This is a genomic window from Curtobacterium sp. A7_M15, from assembly GCF_030705415.1.
Classification (GTDB): Bacteria; Actinomycetota; Actinomycetes; order Actinomycetales; family Microbacteriaceae; genus Curtobacterium.
Genome location: NZ_JAUZED010000011.1, coordinates 38,090 through 56,046 on the forward strand (window position 1 = coordinate 38,090; position 17,957 = coordinate 56,046).

Consider the following 17,957-nt stretch of genomic DNA (forward strand, 5'->3'; position numbering starts at 1 on the left):
GGGTCGCGTCGGTCCGGGCACCGGACCATTCTGGCGGCGATGCGGACCACGCGTCGTGCGCGCACGGCCGGATCGGTGACGGGTCGGACGGGAGGCGCGGGTCGGCGTCGACCCGCGCCTCCTGTCAGGAGGTACACGCGTCAGTCGGTGCGCGGTTCGGCGGGGACGCCGCCGGTGGCCGCGTGGGCCGCGTCCGGCACCTCGGGCGTCGCATCGTCGGTCCCGCGGGCACGGCCCACGAGGTCCATCACGTGGTAGACCACGATCGCCGCGACGGTGCCGAGGATGATGCCACCGAAGCTCGCCTGCCCGAACGCGAACGTGAAGTCCGCGATGCCGATGATGAGGGCGATGCCCGCGGTCAACTGGTTCTTCGGCTTCGCGAAGTCCACGCGGTTCTCGACCCAGATGCGGATGCCGATGACGCCGATGAGCCCGTAGAGCGCGGTGGTCGCTCCGCCGAGGACCCCCGGCGGGACGGACGAGATGACGGCACCCACCTTGGGGGAGAGGCCGAGCAGGACGGCCACGATCGCGGCCACCCAGTACGCCGCGGTGGAGAAGACCCGGGTCGCGGCCATCACGCCGATGTTCTCGCCGTAGGTGGTCGTCGCCGAGCCGCCGCCGATGCCCGCGAGGACGGTCGAGACGCCGTCGGCGAAGAGTGCTCGTCCGGTGAGCGGTGTGAGGTCACGACCGGTGAGCTGTCCGACGCCCTTCACGTGGCCGACGTTCTCGGCGACGAGCGCGAGGACGACCGGCACGAACGCGAGGTAGATCGCGAGCTGCGACGGGTCGAAGGCGGGCGCGGTGAACTCCGGCAGCCCGACCCAGGCGGCCTTGCCGACGGCGTCGAACGAGACCTCGCCGGCGACCAGGGCCGCCACGTAGCCGACGACGACCCCGATGACGATCGACAGGCGTCCGATGAGCCCCTTGAAGAGCACGGTGACGAGGATGATGACGGCGAGGGTGACGAGCGCCACGACCGGCGCCTCGGTGAAGTTCTTGCGGGCCGACGGGGCGAGGTTGAACCCGATGAGCGCCACGATCGCGCCGGACACGACGGGTGGCATGAGCCGGTCGATCCAACCGGACCCGGCCAGGTGCACCACGGCGCCGACGACCGCGAGGAGCACCCCGACCACGATGATCCCGGACAGGGCCAGCGGGATGCCGCCGATCTTCGTCGCGGCGCCGATCGGGGCGATGAACGCGAAGGACGACCCGAGGTAGCTCGGCAGCCGGTTGCCCGTGATGAGCAGGAACAGGATCGTGCCGATGCCGCTGAAGAGCAGCGTCGTCGCCGGTGGGAAGCCGGTGAGCAGGGGCACGAGGAAGGTCGCACCGAACATCGCCACCACGTGCTGCACGCCGAGGCCGATCGTCCGACCCCAGGTGAGGCGCTCGTCCGGCGCGACGATCGTCGTCGCGGAGACGGTCGCGCCGTCTCCGTGCAGCTTCCACGGAAGTCCCATGCGACGACCGTACCGGCAGCGGTCCACAGGTGACGGCACCCGTCCTGCTCGATCAGGGTGACGGTGGCTATCGTGGACCGCATGACCGACGTCGCAAGCACCTCCGGGATCCACACCGACGAGCTGGACGCCACGGTCCGCCCGCAGGACGACCTGTACCGCCACGTGAACGGGTCGTGGATCGCATCGACGCCGATCCCCGACGACAAGGCGCGGTACGGCTCGTTCACGGTGCTGGCCGAGGCTGCCGAGATCGCCGTGCGGGACATCATCGAGCGTTCCCAGCAGGCCGCTCCGGGCACCGAGGAGCGCAAGGTCGGCGACCTGTACGCCTCCTTCACCGACGAAGAGCGGCTCGAGGCGCTCGGCACCGCACCGATCGAACCGCTGCTGGCCGAGATCGCCGCACTCGACTCGGTCGACGACGTCATCCGCACGGTCGGCCGCTTCGAGCGCCTCGGGCTGCCGAGCTTCCTGCAGCTGTTCGTCGACAACGACCCGGGGGACCCCGAGTCCTACGTCGTCTTCCTCGAGCAGTCCGGCCTCGGGCTGCCCGACGAGTCCTACTACCGCGAAGACCGCTTCGCCGACATCCGGACGAAGTACCGCGAGTTCGTCGCAGCGATGTTCCCGCTCGCCGGGTTCGAGGACGGCGGCGACCGTACCGAGCACGTCATCGCCCTCGAGACCGCACTGGCGTCGAAGCACTGGGACAACGTCACCACCCGCGACAGCCAGAAGACCTACAACAAGCTGCCCTGGGCCGAGGTCCAGGCGCTCGCGGACGGCATCGACCTCCGCCTCTGGTGGGAAGCGATCGACGCACCGGCCGGCGCCTTCGAGACCGTCGTCGTCCGCGAACCGTCGTACGTGACCGGTCTGGCGGAACTGCTCCGCGGCCAGCCGCTGGACGTCTGGAAGGACTGGCTCCGCTGGCAGGTGATCCGCGCCTCCGCGGCCTACCTGACGAGCGCCTTCTCGGCGACCAACTTCTCGTTCTACGGCACCGCGCTCACCGGTGCGCCGAAGCAGCGCGAGCGCTGGAAGCGCGGCGTCTCGCTGGTCGAGGGCGCCATGGGTGAGGCCGTCGGCCGCATCTACGTGCAGGAGCACTTCGACGAGACCTCGAAGGCGACGATGGACGAGCTCGTCGCCAACCTGGTCGAAGCCTACCGGCAGAGCATCACCGCCCTCGACTGGATGACCGACGAGACCCGTGCGCGGGCGCTCGACAAGCTCGACAAGTTCACGCCGAAGATCGGGTACCCGGTGAAGTGGCGCGACTACTCCGCGCTGCCGGTGTCCGCCGACGACCTCATCGGCAACGTCCGCGCCGTCGCGAGCTTCCAGGTCGACCGCGAGCTCGGCAAGATCGGCAAGCCGATCGACCGCGACGAGTGGTTCATGACGCCGCAGACGATCAACGCCTACTACAACCCGGGCTTCAACGAGATCGTCTTCCCGGCGGCCATCCTGCAGTTCCCGTTCTTCGACGCCGCCCGTGACGCGAGCGCGAACTACGGCGCGATCGGCGCCGTCATCGGGCACGAGATCGGGCACGGTTTCGACGACCAGGGCTCCCAGTACGACGGCGACGGCCGGCTCGAGAACTGGTGGACCGAGGCCGACCGCACCGCGTTCGAGGAGCGCACGAAGGCCCTCATCGCCCAGTACGACGCGCTCGTCCCGACCGAGGTCCCGGACGGCCACGTGAACGGCGCCCTGACGATCGGCGAGAACATCGGCGACCTCGGCGGTCTGTCGATCGCGTGGAAGGCGTACCTGCTCTCCCTCGACGGCCAGGAGCCGCCCGTCATCGACGGCCTCACCGGTGCCGAGCGCTTCTTCCTCAGCTGGGCGCAGGCCTGGCGGATGGCGATCCGTCCGGAGGAAGCAGCTCGTCTGCTGAGCATCGACCCGCACTCGCCGACGGAGTTCCGCTGCAACCAGGTGGTCCGCAACATCGACGTCTACTACGACACCTTCGGCGTGACCGAGCGGGACGCGATGTACCTCGACCCGGCCGAGCGCGTCTCGATCTGGTGATGGCCGAGCCGGACGCGGCTGGGTCGCCGGAGCCCGGAGCGGCTCGTCGGTCGCGTCGACGACAGCACGCCGGCGGACCCGACGGGCGTGCGCGCGGGCGGCACCGTGGTGGTGCCGACGAGCGGTTCGCGGCGACGCTGCAGGCGCTCGGATCCCTCGCCCGCGACGGCGCGTCCGTCAGCGCCTCGGTGATCGACACCTCGACGGGGAAGGCCCTGCTGGCGGTGGACGACACGCTCGTCCAGCCGGTGGCCAGCCTCGGCCGCGTCTTGCTCCTCGTCGAGGTCGCCGCCCGGCTCGAGGACGGCGGGCTGCACGGCGACCGGCTGCAGCGGATGGCGCGCGACACCGCGACCGGGGCCGGGCTCTGGCAGTTCCTGCAGGAGCCGACCATGCAGGTGTCCGACCTGGCGACCCTCGTCGGGGCCGGTGCGGACGCCTGGGCGATGAACGCCCTGCTCTCCACCGTCGGGATCGACGCCGTCCGCGAGCGAGCCGAGTCGCTCGGGATCGAACGCACCGCCCTCATCGACCGGGTCCGGGACCGCCGTGGCCCGGACGACGCACCGGACGCCTCGGTCGCGCCGACCGGCGAGCTCGCCTGGCTCATGCGTGGCCTGGCGCTCGGCGAGGTCGTGGACGAGGCGGTGTCGAACCGGGTGCTCGGGTGGCTGTCCCTCGCGTCCGACCTCAGCCTCGTCGCGGGGTCCTTCGGGCTGGACCCGCTCGCGCACCGGGCGCTGGACCACGGGTTGCAGGTCGTCTCGGTGACCGGGTCGAGCACGGGGGTACGCGCCGAGGCCGGGATCCTGCGCGGGCCCGGGTCGTCGGTGAGCTACGCCGTGACGGTGACCTTCGACGACGCGTCGCTCCAGCGCCGCCTGGCGGTGATCGACGCGCTGCGGACGATGGGGACCGAGGTCCTCGAGGCGGTGCACGAACCCGCGACGCGATGAGCGGACCGACCTGCGGACCGCGGGGAGCGGCCCCGGTCAGCGGAGCAGGACGAACGACCGGAGCGGGGCCGGTCGGACGTCGTGCACCTCGACGAAGCCCCGCGACTCGTAGAACGCGCGCTGCACCGGCTCGGTGTCGGTCGTCAGCACGGTCTGGCGGACGTACGCGTACCGCTCGAGGACGGCGTCGAGCAGCGCGCCGCCGATGCCGGACCGGTGGTGGTCCGGCGCGACGAGCACGTCCTGCACGTACACGATCGTCGCGCCGTCCGACACGGTCCGGACCAGCCCGACGAGCGACCCCTGCGCGTCCCGGGCGGTCAGCACGAGGTGTGAACCGAGGACCGCGGCGACGAGGGTCTCCGGCTCCCGCGTGTACGCGGTCCAGCCGACATCGCGGTACAGCGCGAGGAGTTCGTCCCCGCCGGGTCGTTCCTCCGCGATCACCACCACGGTCCCATCGTGGCAGACTCAGTCGGCGGCCTGCCCCGCGGGGACGAAGGCCTGCACGTCCAGCTCCGTCACCTTCGTCGACCGGCACGCGGCGAACTCGGTGTAGGCGATGAAGAGGGACTGCTTCGACCCGGGCGGGTACACCCGGAAGCCGTCGGGCGAGGTGGGGTCGCACGTCGACTCCGGGTAGTTCTCCGAGTTGGTGACCTCGAGCGGTGCCACGGCCTCCTCGCCGGACGCCAGCGTGACGGTCGGGTGCGGGGCCGCCCGGTCCAGCGTCGCGGCGTTGCCGATCTGCGTGCCGTTCGTGTCGCCGACGAAGGAGACCCCGGGCCAGCCCTGCAGCGTGCAGGTCGACGAGCCGGTGTTGCGCAGGACGAGGTGCACGATCGTGCTCCCGGCGGCGCCGCCGCTGCCGGCCTCGATGCTGCCGGCGAGCGAGGACGTCGCGCAGGCCGAGGACCCGGCGGCCGAGGACCCGCCCGAGGACCCGCCCGTCGATCCGCCCGTCGATCCGCCCGTCGCACCGTCGGACGGGCTCGGCGTCGACGCGGAGCCGGACGGCGCGGACGAGGCCGCCGACGACGGGGTCGCCGTGACGGTCTCCGTCGTCGTGGCCGACGGGGTCGTGGTGCCGCCCGAGGAGCAGCCGGCGAGCAGACCGACGGCGACGATGCCGACGGCGACGAGGAGCGGGGAACCTGCGCGACGTTGCATGAGCCAACGGAACCACCGTCCCGGGGTACACGTCTCGGGTGGCGCTCAGCCACCCCGAGCACACTCCAGGACACGCGCCAGCGCACGAGCAACGGAGGTCGACATGGCAGGGAAGCACGAACAGGCACGCGGCGACGAGGGTCGTTCGGACGGTGTCGAGCCCCGCGCCGGGGCCTTCACCGACAGCGAGATACCGGGCGAGACCCCGGTGGTGTCGAACGAGCCGGCGGGCGAGTTCGTCTCGAGTGACATCCCCGGCGAGACCCGTCCAGAGGGCGGCGACGGCGAGGGCGAGTACGTCGAGTCGGACATCCCCGGCGAGGCCGAGCCCACCCCGGACGGCGAGGTCGGTCACTACGTCGACCGCGACCAGGCCTGACCTAGTCGATCAGACCCGCCGCCACGAGGCGGCGGAGCGTCTCCACGCCCGCCGGCGGGCACCGGTCTGCGTCCGCAGAGGTGACCCACTCGACCTCGTCCACCTCGGCTGAGGCGACCGGCGTGGCGGTGTCGAGCGCGCCTCCTGGACGGACGAGGAACAGTGCCATCGCGACCATCGTGCCGGGGGCCTGGCCGTGCGCTGGCTCGGTGACGGTGCCGAAGGCCTCGACGTCGTCGACGGTCAGCCGCAGGCCGGTCTCCTCGAGGGCCTCACGCAGGACCGCCTCGACGTCGGTCTCGTGCGGTTCCGCCTTGCCGCCGGGGAGGTAGAGGACGTCGCGCATCCGCGCGCGCACCATCAGGAGGCGGCGGTCGCGCACCAGCAGCAGCGCACTGACGCGCAGGGTCGCGGGGTGGCCCTGGAGGCTCAGCTCGCGTCCGCCTCGTCGGTGCGGTCGTGCTCGATCCGCTCGGGCGCGGTGCGCTCCGCGAGCGGCACCACCGGCGAGGGCAGCTCCGCCTCGGGCACGGGACGGACGCCGAAGAGGGCGTCGAGCGCCCCGACGAACTCCTCGCCGCGGCCGGCGCGACCGAGCTCACGGGCACGCACCGAGGGACGGTGGAGCAGGACGCCGACGAGGTGCCGGAGGGCGCGCTCGGTCTGCTCGGCCGAGGCGTCGTCGCCGTCCGCGCGGCGCTTCGCGCGGTCGATCTCGTCGTCGAGGATGTCGAAGACGTGCTTGCGGAAGGCCACGAGCGCCGGCGTCGTCGACTGTTCGAGGGCCTGGGCGCGGAAGCGGGACACGGCGTCGTCGACCATCGCGCGGGCCTCGGACTCGGCGTTCAGCTCGGCGATCGGGGCGTGGATGCTGATCGTCTCGAGGTCGAGCAGCTCGACACCCTCGACACCGGCCGCGTCGGGGTCGACGTTGCGGGGGAGCCCGAGGTCGATGACGATGCGTCGGACGCCGTCGTCGAGGTCGGCCGGCTCGACGACCGGGACCTCGCTCGAGGTGCAGGTGATCACGACGTCGCTCTCGCCGATGGCCTGGCGCAGGTCGCGGGCGGCGACGAGGTCGTGCTTGGCGGCGAACCACGGCGCCCGCCCCGACGGCGAGAACACCTGGATGTTCGTGGCGCCGCGATCGCGCAGGGCGGCGATGGTCGTGGCCGCGTAGCTGCCGGTGCCGACCAGCAGCACGCGGGTCCGGCCCCAGTCGGTGACACGTGACGACGCGAGCTCGAGGCCGAGTCGCACGAGCGAACGACCGGCGGCGCCGATGCGGGTGCGGGTCTTGACGCCGCGGGAGGTGTGCGCGGCTTCCTGGAAGAGGCGCTCGAGGTCCGAGGTGGTGGTGCCGTTCGAGCGGGCGTCCTCGAGCGAGCGGCGGACCTGCCCGGAGATCTCGGTCTCGCCGACCACGACGGACTCGAGGCCGCTCGAGACGGCGAAGAGGTGCTGCACGACGTCCTTGCCACCGAGCACGTTCACGGACTCGAGGACCTCGGCGGGGTCGAGGTCGCTCGCGGTGGCGACGGCGTCGACGGTGGCCGAGACGGCGGAGTCGCGGTCGTCCCCCGCGATGTCGAGGTAGGCCTCGAAGCGGTTGCAGGTGGCGAGGACGACGGCCCCGTCGAGCACGTCGGAGTCCGTCACGAGACGGCTCGCGGCGGTCGGTGCGCCGATGCTCAGTCGCTCCAGGAGATCGAAGCTGGCGTTGCGATGCGACGCCGTGAGACAGATGAGCACGTCATCCATGGTAACTCGCGTTGCGCCCGGCTCCCGTTCGGGTCCTGCGTGCTCGGGATACACCCCGTTCGCCGATGGGAGAATCGTCCGGTGACCGACGCATCCACGACCGCTCTGCCCGCCTCGCACCCGCTCGTCTCCGGGCGGACGGCGGGCTCGTCCCTCGTCCGGGCGCTCCGCGGCGACCGGCCGGAGACCCTGCCGGTGTGGTTCATGCGCCAGGCCGGTCGGTCGCTGCCGGAGTACCGCGAACTGCGGGTCGGCACGGCCATGCTCGACGCCTGCCTCGACCCGGCGATGGCGTCGGAGATCACGCTGCAGCCGGTCCGTCGGCACGGGGTCGGCGCGGGCATCTTCTTCAGCGACATCGTCGTGCCGATCAAGCTCGCGGGTGTGGACGTCGAGATCGTCCCGGGCCGTGGTCCGGTCCTGGCGTCCCCGGTCCGCACGGCGGCCGACGTCGACGCTCTGGGAGCGCTCGAGCCGAGTGCCCTCGCCCCGATCACCGAGGCCGTGGCGCGCACGGTCGAGCAGCTCGGCGACACCCCGCTCATCGGGTTCGCCGGCGCACCCTTCACGCTCGCCGCGTACCTGGTCGAGGGCGGACCGTCGAAGGACCACATCCGCGCCCGGACGCTCATGCACTCCGACCCGGAGACGTGGTCGCGGCTGCTCGCCTGGGCGGCCGGGGTCTCGGGGGCGTTCCTCCGGGCCCAGGTGCTCGCGGGAGCCTCCGCCGCACAGCTCTTCGACTCGTGGGTCGGCTCGCTCTCCCGCGAGGACTACGTCTCCCGCGTGGCACCGCACTCGGCCGCGGCACTCGACCACGTGACCGACCTCGGCGTCCCGCGCATCCACTTCGGTGTCGGCAGCGGCGAGGTCCTGCGCGACATGACGACCTTCGGCACCGACCGGGTCGGCGTCGACGCCGTCGGCGTGGACTGGCGGCTGCCGCTCGACGAGGCCGTGCGCCGGGTCGGCACCGAGGTCACCGTGCAGGGCAACATCGACCCGGCGATGCTCGCGGCCCCGTGGGACGTGCTCGAGGCCCACGTCCGCGACGTCGTCCGCCGTGGTGGTGCCGCTCGGGCGCACGTCGTCAACCTCGGGCACGGTGTCCCGCCGGAGACCGACCCGACCGTGCTCACCCGCATCGTCTCCCTCGTCCACGAGCTCGGGGACGGGACGGACGTGTCGACCGGAGCGCACGCGTGACCGACGTCGTCGTGGTCGGCGGCGGGGTCGCCGGCCTCGTCGCCGCGCGGGACCTGGCGAAGGGCGGTGCCCACGTCGTCCTCGTCGAGGGCTCCGGCGTGCTCGGCGGGATGGTCCGGCGGCACACCGTCGCGGGACTCGACCTCGACATGGCGGCGGACTCGTTCGCGACCCGCAACGACGCCGTCGGCCGGCTGGCGATCGAACTCGGCCTGGGCAACGAGATCACCACGCCGGACCCGCGCGGTGCGTGGCTGATGACCAGGGACGGCCGGACGGCCCCGATCCCGCAGACCGGCCTGCTCGGGATCCCGGGGAGCCCGATGGCGGCCGACGTGCTCGCGGTGGTCGGGCAGAAGGCTGCGCTCCGGGCGCAGATGGACTCGCTGCTGCCGTCCCTGGTCGGGTCGAGGGCACCGTCGCTCGGCGAGCTGGTCCGGAAGCGCATGGGCGAGCAGGTCCTCGACGACCTCGTGGTCCCGATCGTCGCCGGTGTGCACTCGACGCACCCGGACGACCTCGACCCGGAGCGGGTCGCGCCCGGACTGCGGGCGGCGCTCCTGCGTGAGGGCTCCTTGGCCCGGGCGGTCCTCGCCCTCCGCGCCCGTGCGACGGCCGGGTCCGCCGTGCAGGGCATCCGCGGTGGGATCGTGCGGCTCGTGGACGAGCTCGTGGCAGACATGGAGACCTACCGGGTCGACGTGCGACTGCACACCCGGGCCACCGCGATCGAGGAGCACGCGGTGGACGTCCGCACCGACGACGGCGAGACGGAGCGGCTGGTGGCCGAGCACGTGCTCGCGTCGACGGCCGACCCCGCGCGCACGGCCCGACCCGTCCGCACGGGCATCGAGCTCGTGACGCTCGTCGTCGACCAGCACGAGCTCGACGCGGCACCGCGCGGCACCGGGATGCTCGTGCACCCCGACGCACCCGGTGTCCGGGCGAAGGCGATCACGCACGCGACGGTGAAGTGGCCGTGGCTGGCCGAGGCCGCGGGCGGACGACACGTCCTGCGGTTGAGCTACGCGACGTCGGACGCGGCTGCGACGTGGGGTGCCATCGCGACGTCGGACGCGACCGCGACGTCGGACGCGACCGCGGCGGTGGACGCGACCGCCTCGGGGACCGCAGCCGGAGCCGTCGAGACCGGGAGGAGCCTCCCGGTCGACCCGGACGACGCCGTCGGGACCCGCGCCGCCCAGGACGCCGCCGCGCTGCTCGGGGTGCCGGTCCCGGCGTCCGCCGTGGTCGGTGCCGCGCGTGTCCGGTGGCACGGACCGGACACGACCGCGGCCGGCCTCGCCGACGGTGTGGTCGGGATCGGCGAGGCGTCCACCGGCCGGGGACTCGCCGGGATCGTCGGGGCCGCACGGACCGCCGCTGAGCGCATCCTGGGTTCCTGAGCGGACCGCACACGGTCGGAGGGCTACTGTTGCGGTGAACGCCGGATGTATTCCGTTCGGCGCATGACCACGCACACTGACCCAACGGAGGATTCGCACATGCGAGGCAAGCTCCTGTTCGTCGCCGGCGCCGCTCTCGGGTACGTCCTGGGATCGCGAGCCGGACGGGCGCGGTACGAGCAGATCAAGACCGTCAGCGGCAAGATCTGGAACAGCAACGGCGTCCAGAAGGGCGTCCACGTCGCCGAGGACTTCATCGCCGACAAGACCCCGGACGTCGCCGAGTTCGTCGGTGAGCAGACGAAGAAGGTCGTCCGCAAGGTCGGGCAGAAGAAGGACAGCCAGACCTCATGACCGACACCCGCGACCGCAAGCCGCGTTCGCTGTTCGGCCTGGTCGGCGACGTCCCCAAGCTCGTCAAGGAGCTGGTGACGGGTGAGCTGAACCTGCTCAAGGCCGAGATGCTGACGAAGGCGAAGATCTTCGGCCTCGCAGCGGGTCTGCTCGTGGGTGCGCTCGTGATCGTCCTCTACGCGATCGGCGTCCTGCTGACCGCGGCCGTCATGGGTCTCGCGACCGTGATGCCGGCGTGGCTCGCAGCCCTCGTCATCGCCGTCGTGATGCTCATCGTCGCCGGCATCCTCGGCCTGCTCGGCTGGAAGCGCCTGAAGAAGGGGCTCCCGATCACGCCGAAGCGCACCATCGACAGCGTGAAGAACGACGTCAACGCGGTGAAGGGCCTCGGCAAGAAGCCGACCCCGCCGACGCAGTACGGCACCCGCAAGCCCGACGTCGGCGGCCGCTTCTAGCGACGCACCGCCCCGTCCACCACCCCCACACCCCGGAGGACCCACGTGACCGATCAGCACGACGACCTGGCCGACCGCGTCGCGGCGACCCGCGCCCAGCTGTTCGACACCCTCGACGCGATCGAGGACAAGCTCAACGTCCCGAAGCAGATCGGGATCGCCGCGTCGAAGGTCAAGCGCGGGATCGACGAGAAGCCGGTGCCGTACCTGGCCGGGCTCGCAGCGGGCGTGGCAGTGGTCGGGGGTATCGTCGTAGCGGTGCTCCGACGGCGGTAGCGCTCGCCGTCGAAAGGGGAGCGGCGTCACCTTTGTGACCGATAGGACAATGGACACATGAGTTCCACCGTGCCCACGCACGACGCACACGAGACCTCCCCCGACGGCATCGACCCCAACCTGCTGACGGCGTACGCCCTGTGGGCCGTGTTCCGCCGTCCGCTCGGCCCGATCCACACGGTCGGCGACGACGCGGTGGCCGAGCTCGACGCCGTCGTCGCCGCAGCCGCCGAGCGCGGCGTGACGGTCCGTGGCTTCTACGACGTGTCCGGCTTCCGCGCCGACGCCGACGTGATGATCTGGCTGCACGGCGACGACGCGCAGGCGATCCAGGCGGTGCTGCGCGAGATCCGCCGCACGGCGCTCTTCCAGGACGCCGAGCCGGTGTGGCACGCGATGGCGATGCACCGCGAAGCCGAGTTCAACAAGCGCCACACGCCCGCCTTCCTGCGCGGCAAGGAACCCGAGGCCTGGATCACGGTCTACCCGTTCGTCCGGTCCTACGAGTGGTACCTCCTGCCCGAGGAAGAGCGCTCGACGATGCTGCGCGACCACGGCATCGCCGGCGCGAAGTACCGTCGCGTGCTGACGAACACGATCGCCACGTTCGCGCTGAGCGACTACGAGTGGATCCTGCCGCTCGAGAGCCCCGACCTCGTCGACCTGGTCGACCTCATGCGCGACCTGCGCTACACCGAGGCCCGCATGCACGTGCGGGAAGAGGTGCCCTTCTTCACCGGTCGTCGCGTGACGACCACCGAGCTGCCGGAGGTGCTGTCGTGACCGACACCAGCATGATCACCAACGGACAGGCCGTCCTCGCCGCGACCCCCGCGGCGGCCGACGGTCCCGAGCACGTCGAGGTCCCGGTCGCGTACGACGCGATCCTGCTCGCGGGCTTCGGCGGACCCGAGGGCCAGGACGACGTCATCCCGTTCCTGCGCAACGTCACCCGGGGCCGTGGGATCCCGGACGAACGCCTCGAAGAGGTCGCGCACCACTACCGGCACTTCGGTGGCGTCAGCCCGATCAACGCGCAGAACCGCGCGCTCAAGGCCGCGCTCGAGGCCGAGCTGGCCTCGCGCGGCATCGACATGCCGGTGCTCTGGGGCAACCGCAACTGGGAGCCGTACCTCGAAGAGGCCTTCACCGAGGCAGCCGACAACGGCTACACCAAGCTCATCGCGATCGCCACGAGCGCCTACTCATCGTTCTCCAGCTGCCGCCAGTACCGCGAGGACTACGCCCGCGTCCTGACCGAGACCGGACTGATCGACACCATCCAGGTCGACAAGGTCCGCCAGTTCTTCGACCACCCGGGCTTCGTCCGCCCCTTCGTCGACGGCGTCCGTGACGGCATGGCCCGTGCGATCGCCGAGAACGACGGGCTCGACGTCGCGACCGAGCTGCACGTGCTGTTCTCGACGCACTCGATCCCCTCGACCGACGCCGCGAAGTCCGGCCCCGACTACGGCGGCTTCGACGAGCACGGCGCGTACGAGGCCCAGCACCTCGCCGTGGCGCAGGTCGTCCTCGACCAGGCGTGGGCCGAGCTGCTCGAGCAGCCCGAGCACGCCTCGCTCCGCGGCACCAGCACGCCGCCGTGGAAGCTCGTCTACCAGTCGCGCTCGGGCCCCCCGACCCAGCCGTGGCTCGAGCCCGACATCAACGACTACATGAACGAGGAGCTCAAGGGCGGCCCGACCCGCGCCGTGCTCATCGTCCCGCTCGGCTTCGTGAGCGACCACATGGAGGTCATGTGGGACCTCGACGAAGAGGCCACCGAGACCGCCCAGGAGCTCGGATTCTGGTCGGTGCGCACGCAGACCCCGGGCGTCGACCCGGCCTACGTGTCGGGCCTGGTGGACCTCGTGCTCGAGCGTGTCAACGGCACCCCGACGAGCGAGCGGCCCCACCTGACCGACCTCGGCCCCTGGTACGACGTCTGCCGTCCGGGGTGCTGCGAGAACGTGCGCGCCGGGTTCAAGCCGGCCGCGGCCGGGCTCGCCCCGTGACCGACGCGTCCGCCCCCACCGGCAGCCCCGACGGCCCTGCCCCGATCCGGCTCGGCACCCGAGCCAGCCGGCTCGCGGTCGCCCAGTCGCAGGACGTCGCCGACCGGTTGGCGAAGGCGTCCGGCCGACCGGTCGAGCTCGTCACGGTGACGAGCGAGGGCGACACGAACCGCGCCTCCCTGGCGAGCCTCGGCGGTACGGGCGTCTTCGCCAGCGCACTGCGCGAAGCGCTCGTCGCGGGCGAGGTCGATGTCCTCGTGCACTCCCTCAAGGACCTGCCCACGGCGCCGTACCCCGGGCTCACGATCGCGGCGGTGCCGAAGCGCGCCGATGCCCGTGACGTCCTCGTCGCCCGGAACGCCGCGACCGTCGAGACCCTCCCCGAGGGCGCGAAGGTCGGCACGGGTTCGCCCCGCCGCGTCGCGCAGCTCAAGGCCAAGCGGCCGGACCTCGACGTGGTGGACATCCGCGGCAACATCGACACCCGCCTCGGGCGCGTGGACGACGACCTCGACGCGGTGGTCCTCGCGGCCGCCGGCCTGACGCGCATCGATCGGCTCGACGCCGCGACCGAACTGCTCGACCTCGGCTTCTGGCCGAGCGCCCCGGGCCAGGGAGCGCTCGCGATCGAGATCCGTGCGGACGAGACCGACCGGAACCTCCTCGCAGCCCTGCGGAAGATCGAGCACGCGCCGACCCGCCTGACGGTCTCGGCCGAGCGCGAGGTCCTCGCCGAGCTCGAGGCCGGGTGCTCCGCTCCGATCGGTGCCACCGCGATCGTCGACGCCGAGATGCTGCTCGTCTCGGCCACGGTGTACCGGCCCGACGGGTCCGAGTACCGCACGGCGTCGCACGCCGCCGTGCTCGACGGGTCCGCACAGGACCGCCTCACCGAGGCCCTCGAGCTCGGTGGCCGGGTCGCCGCCGAGCTGCTCGAGAACGGCGCGGCCGACCTGGCGGACCTCGCGACCTCGGTCGCCGAGGACACCACGGACGGTCCGCACACCGCTGGCCCGGGCCTCGCGACCCCGGCGGAGTAGGCGGTCGCCACGCACCCCGACGTCGACCCCGCGGGCGCGGCACGACTCCCGGTCGTGCTCGTCCCGCGCGGCGGTGCGTGGGGCGAGCGGGTCTCCGCGGCTGCTCGCGAGCGTGGTCTCGACCCGGTCGTCGTCCCGCTGATCGCGGCTGCGGCACCCGATGACCAGTCAGCCCTCGAGGCTGCGGTCGACCGGTTGGTCGCGTCCGGCGGGTCCAGGAGGCGCGACGCACCTCCGCCGGACGGGTCCCGTCGGCAGTCGTCGCCGTCACCGTCGCCGTCGTCACCGAGCGGGCAGGATCGTGCCCGCTCGGGACCCGCGACGGACAAGGTGGCCGCAACCCACCCGACGGGACCCGTCACCCACCGGACCGACGTGACCGACGCGTCCGGGTACGCCTGGATGGTGGTGACCAGTGCGACGGCCGTGAGCGTGGTCGCGGAACGGGTGGCGTGCCTCCCGTCCGACCTGCGTGTCGCTGCGGTCGGTGAGCCGACCGCCCGTGCCGCGCGTGCTGCGGGCTGGGTCGTCGACCTCGTGCCGTCGGAGTCCTCGGGTGCCGCGCTCGCCCGCGAGCTCCCGGACACCTCCGGGACCGTCCTGTTCCCGCGCTCGGACCTCGCGGCCCCGACCGTCGTCGACGCCCTGCGCGCCCGGGGGATCGACGTGGACGACGTGGTCGCGTACCGTACCGTGGGGACCGGCGACGAGCCGGTCGTCCTCGACTCCCCGCCCGCCGCCGTGCTCGTGACGAGCGGCAGCGTCGCTCGCGAGATCGCCGGGCGCCTGAGCCCGCTCGATCCCCGCACCGCGGTCGTGTGCATCGGCCCCGGGACCGCTGCCGAAGCCCGTGCTGCCGGACTGTCCGTGCACGCGGTCGCACGGAGCCGATCCGCAGAAGCCCTGCTCGACGCCGTCGTCGAGACCCTCACCCCCACCGCCCCCGAACAGGAAGGCACACCGTGACCGGCCGTTTCCCCCAGGTCCGCCCCCGTCGACTCCGCGCCACGCCCGCGATGCGTCGGCTCGTCGCCGAGACCCGGCTCCACCCCGCCGAGCTCGTGCTGCCGATGTTCATCCGCGAGGGGGCGTCCGAGGCGATCGACATCACGAGCATGCCGGGCGTCCAGCAGCACTCGCTCGACTCGTTCCGACGTGCCCTGGTGTCGGCGGCGGAGGTCGGGATCGGGGGCGTGAACCTGTTCGGCGTGCCGACGACGAAGGATGCGCAGGGGTCCGGTGCGACCGACCCGGACGGCATCCTCAACGTCGCGATCCGCGTCGCTCGTGAAGAGGTCGGCGACGCCCTCGTCGTGCAGTCCGACCTGTGCCTCGACGAGTTCACCGACCACGGGCACTGCGGCGTCCTGGCCACCGACGGCTCGGTCGACAACGACGCGACGCTGGAGCGGTACCGGGACATGGCGGTCGTGCAGGCCGAGGCCGGTGCCGAGCTGGTCTGCATGAGCGGAATGATGGACGGCCAGATCGCCGCCGCACGGGACGCGCTCGACACGGCCGGGCACAGCGGCACGGCACTGCTGGCGTACGCGGCGAAGTACGCGAGCGCGTTCTACGGGCCGTTCCGCGAGGCCGTGGACTCCTCGCTCGTCGGTGACCGTCGCACGTACCAGATCGACGCCGCGAACGGTCGGCAGGGCCTCCGCGAGGTCGAGCAGGACATCGCCGAGGGCGCCGACATCGTCATGGTGAAGCCGGCCATGAGCTACCTCGACGTCCTCGCAGAGACCGCGCGTACCTCGCCGGTGCCGGTCTGGGCGTACCAGATCTCCGGGGAGTACGCGATGATCACGGCAGCCGCCCAGAACGGCTGGATCGACCGTGACGCAGCCGCGATGGAGGCACTCGTCGGCATCAAGCGCGCCGGTGCCGACGCGATCCTGACCTACTTCGCCGTCGACGTCGCTCGGAAGCTCAACGAGGAGGCGGGCCTCCGCACCGCCGGCAGCACCGCAGCCGTGGACGGCATCGCCTCGACCGGGAAGGCCCCAGAATGACCACGAACGACCAGCTCTTCGGCCGCGCCAAGAACAGCATCCCCGGCGGGGTCAACTCCCCGGTCCGGGCCTACGGCTCCGTCGGCGGGACACCGCGCTTCCTGACGAGCGCGAAGGGGGCGTACGTCACCGACGCCGAGGGTCGCGAGTACGTCGACCTCGTCGCGTCCTGGGGTCCGGCGATCCTCGGGCACGCCCACCCGGCGACGGTCGAGGCCGTGCAGCAGGCGGCGTCGCGCGGGCTGAGCTTCGGGGCGTCGACCCCGGGGGAGACCGAACTCGCCGAGCTCGTGAAGCAGCGGGTGTCGGTGGACGGCGACGGCCCGATCGAGAAGCTCCGCATGGTGTCCACGGGTACCGAGGCCACCATGACCGCGATCCGGCTCGCCCGCGGGTACACCGGTCGCGACCTGCTCGTGAAGTTCGCCGGCCACTACCACGGGCACTCGGACTCGCTGCTGGCCGAAGCCGGTTCGGGGGTGGCCACGCTCGCGCTCCCTGGCAGTGCCGGCATCACCGCCGAGACCGCGGCGCAGACCCTCGTGCTGCCCTACAACGACCTCGACGCCGTCCGTCGTGCGTTCGACGAGCACTCCGAGCGCATCGCCGGCGTGATCGTCGAGGCGGCCGCTGCGAACATGGGCGTCCTCGCGCCCGAGCGCGGGTTCAACCGTGCCCTGGCGCAGATCGTGCAGGCGCACGGTGCGCTGCTCATCGTCGACGAGGTCCTCACGGGCTTCCGGGTCGGCCCGGCCGGGTGGTGGGGCCTCGAGGCGTCGAAGGTCGTACCGGACGGCGCCGGCTGGAAGCCCGACCTCGTCACGTTCGGCAAGGTCATCGGCGGTGGCATGCCCCTCGCCGCGCTCGGCGGTCGGCGCGAGGTCATGGACCACCTCGCTCCGCTCGGCCCCGTGTACCAGGCGGGCACGCTCTCCGGGAACCCGCTCGCCGTCGCCGCGGGCATCGCGACACTGCGCGCGGCGACGCCGGAGGTCTACGCGCACCTCGACCGGACCGCGGCGACCATCGCGACGGCCACGAGCGACGCGCTGTCCGCCGAGGGCGTCGCCCACACCGTGCAGCACGCCGGCAACCTGTTCTCGTTCGCCTTCGCCGAGACGGCTCCGCGGGACTACGACGACGTCCGAGCACAGGAGGCGTTCCGGTACGCCCCGTTCTTCCACGCCATGCTCGACGCCGGGGTGACCCTGCCGCCGAGCGTGTTCGAGGCGTGGTTCGTCACGGCGGCGCACGACGACCGGGCCGTCGGCCGGGTGCTCGAGGCGCTGCCGGCGGCTGCGAAGGCGGCTGCGCGCGCGACCGTGTGACGGCCACGCGCCCTGCGTTCGGTCCGTGTGCGCAGCCTGGCGACGTCTGCGCGCGGTGGACCGCGCGCA

The 17,957-nt window shown here is 72.3% G+C and carries 19 protein-coding genes; 14 read left to right on the forward strand and 5 right to left on the reverse strand.

What is annotated here, in order from left to right; all coding sequences use genetic code 11:
• Positions 1-140 precede the first annotated feature (140 nt).
• The gene (locus Q7F20_RS03935; RefSeq protein ID WP_305738808.1) at positions 141-1,478 is read right to left on the reverse strand and encodes a uracil-xanthine permease family protein; all 1,338 of its coding nucleotides are present in this window, start codon (positions 1,476-1,478) and stop codon (positions 141-143) included.
• An 81-nt stretch (positions 1,479-1,559) separates the two neighbouring features.
• On the opposite strand from Q7F20_RS03935, the gene Q7F20_RS03940 reads away from it, so the two are divergent.
• Both Q7F20_RS03940 and Q7F20_RS03945 read left to right on the forward strand, forming a co-directional pair.
• Positions 1,560-3,524 carry a M13 family metallopeptidase gene (locus Q7F20_RS03940; protein ID WP_305738809.1) on the forward strand — a complete coding sequence of 655 codons (1,965 nt, stop codon included), beginning with the start codon at positions 1,560-1,562 and terminating at the stop codon, positions 3,522-3,524.
• Entirely contained in the window at positions 3,524-4,480 is a 957-nt protein-coding gene (locus tag Q7F20_RS03945) for a serine hydrolase (protein ID WP_305738810.1), read from the forward strand. Before Q7F20_RS03940 ends, Q7F20_RS03945 begins: the two co-directional genes overlap by 1 nt.
• A 36-nt stretch (positions 4,481-4,516) precedes the next feature.
• On the opposite strand, the gene Q7F20_RS03950 is transcribed toward Q7F20_RS03945, so the two are convergent.
• Both Q7F20_RS03950 and Q7F20_RS03955 read right to left on the reverse strand, forming a co-directional pair.
• Positions 4,517-4,933, reverse strand: a complete 417-nt coding sequence (locus Q7F20_RS03950; protein WP_305738811.1) for a GNAT family N-acetyltransferase — start codon at positions 4,931-4,933, stop codon at positions 4,517-4,519.
• 18 nt (positions 4,934-4,951) lie between these two features.
• A complete protein-coding gene (locus tag Q7F20_RS03955; RefSeq protein WP_305738812.1) occupies positions 4,952-5,650 on the reverse strand; it encodes a DUF4232 domain-containing protein in 699 nt (232 codons plus the stop codon).
• A gap of 103 nt (positions 5,651-5,753) precedes the next feature.
• On the opposite strand from Q7F20_RS03955, the gene Q7F20_RS03960 reads away from it, so the two are divergent.
• Positions 5,754-6,029, forward strand: a complete 276-nt coding sequence (locus Q7F20_RS03960; protein ID WP_305738813.1) for a hypothetical protein — start codon at positions 5,754-5,756, stop codon at positions 6,027-6,029.
• A 1-nt stretch (position 6,030) separates the two neighbouring features.
• On the opposite strand, the gene Q7F20_RS03965 is transcribed toward Q7F20_RS03960, so the two are convergent.
• Positions 6,031-6,411: an NUDIX domain-containing protein gene (locus tag Q7F20_RS03965; protein WP_370871612.1), complete on the reverse strand. Its 381-nt coding sequence runs from the start codon at positions 6,409-6,411 to the stop codon at positions 6,031-6,033.
• Between the two features lie 47 nt (positions 6,412-6,458).
• The gene (locus tag Q7F20_RS03970) at positions 6,459-7,781 is read right to left on the reverse strand and encodes a glutamyl-tRNA reductase (protein WP_305738814.1); all 1,323 of its coding nucleotides are present in this window, start codon (positions 7,779-7,781) and stop codon (positions 6,459-6,461) included.
• Positions 7,782-7,871: 90 nt separating this feature from the next.
• Between Q7F20_RS03970 and hemE the strand changes: the two genes are divergently transcribed.
• From hemE to hemL, 11 genes are all read left to right on the forward strand, one after another.
• Positions 7,872-8,996, forward strand: a complete 1,125-nt coding sequence (hemE, locus tag Q7F20_RS03975) for a uroporphyrinogen decarboxylase (protein ID WP_305738815.1) — start codon at positions 7,872-7,874, stop codon at positions 8,994-8,996.
• A complete protein-coding gene (locus Q7F20_RS03980) occupies positions 8,993-10,402 on the forward strand; it encodes an NAD(P)/FAD-dependent oxidoreductase (RefSeq protein WP_305738816.1) in 1,410 nt (469 codons plus the stop codon). The genes hemE and Q7F20_RS03980 overlap by 4 nt, the downstream gene beginning before the upstream one ends.
• Before the next feature lie 99 nt (positions 10,403-10,501).
• Positions 10,502-10,756 (forward strand): hypothetical protein, encoded by a 255-nt coding sequence (locus Q7F20_RS03985; RefSeq protein ID WP_144711824.1) that lies wholly within the window; start codon positions 10,502-10,504, stop codon positions 10,754-10,756.
• Complete coding sequence (locus Q7F20_RS03990; protein ID WP_071294325.1) at positions 10,753-11,211, forward strand: phage holin family protein; 459 nt, start codon at positions 10,753-10,755, stop codon at positions 11,209-11,211. The genes Q7F20_RS03985 and Q7F20_RS03990 overlap by 4 nt, the downstream gene beginning before the upstream one ends.
• Positions 11,212-11,256: 45 nt before the next feature.
• On the forward strand, positions 11,257-11,487 hold the full coding sequence (locus Q7F20_RS03995) for a DUF3618 domain-containing protein (protein ID WP_022906123.1): 231 nt from the start codon (positions 11,257-11,259) through the stop codon (positions 11,485-11,487).
• Between the two features lie 57 nt (positions 11,488-11,544).
• Positions 11,545-12,270 (forward strand): hydrogen peroxide-dependent heme synthase, encoded by a 726-nt coding sequence (gene hemQ, locus Q7F20_RS04000; protein ID WP_305738817.1) that lies wholly within the window; start codon positions 11,545-11,547, stop codon positions 12,268-12,270.
• Positions 12,271-12,281: 11 nt separating this feature from the next.
• Entirely contained in the window at positions 12,282-13,502 is a 1,221-nt protein-coding gene (locus Q7F20_RS04005; protein WP_305738824.1) for a ferrochelatase, read from the forward strand.
• The gene (hemC, locus tag Q7F20_RS04010) at positions 13,499-14,542 is read left to right on the forward strand and encodes a hydroxymethylbilane synthase (RefSeq protein WP_305738818.1); all 1,044 of its coding nucleotides are present in this window, start codon (positions 13,499-13,501) and stop codon (positions 14,540-14,542) included. Before Q7F20_RS04005 ends, hemC begins: the two co-directional genes overlap by 4 nt.
• A gap of 375 nt (positions 14,543-14,917) precedes the next feature.
• On the forward strand, positions 14,918-15,508 hold the full coding sequence (locus Q7F20_RS04015) for a uroporphyrinogen-III synthase (RefSeq protein WP_370871613.1): 591 nt from the start codon (positions 14,918-14,920) through the stop codon (positions 15,506-15,508).
• Positions 15,505-16,560 (forward strand): porphobilinogen synthase, encoded by a 1,056-nt coding sequence (hemB, locus tag Q7F20_RS04020; protein WP_305738819.1) that lies wholly within the window; start codon positions 15,505-15,507, stop codon positions 16,558-16,560. The genes Q7F20_RS04015 and hemB overlap by 4 nt, the downstream gene beginning before the upstream one ends.
• Entirely contained in the window at positions 16,557-17,888 is a 1,332-nt protein-coding gene (hemL, locus tag Q7F20_RS04025; RefSeq protein WP_305738820.1) for a glutamate-1-semialdehyde 2,1-aminomutase, read from the forward strand. Before hemB ends, hemL begins: the two co-directional genes overlap by 4 nt.
• Positions 17,889-17,957 lie beyond the last annotated feature (69 nt).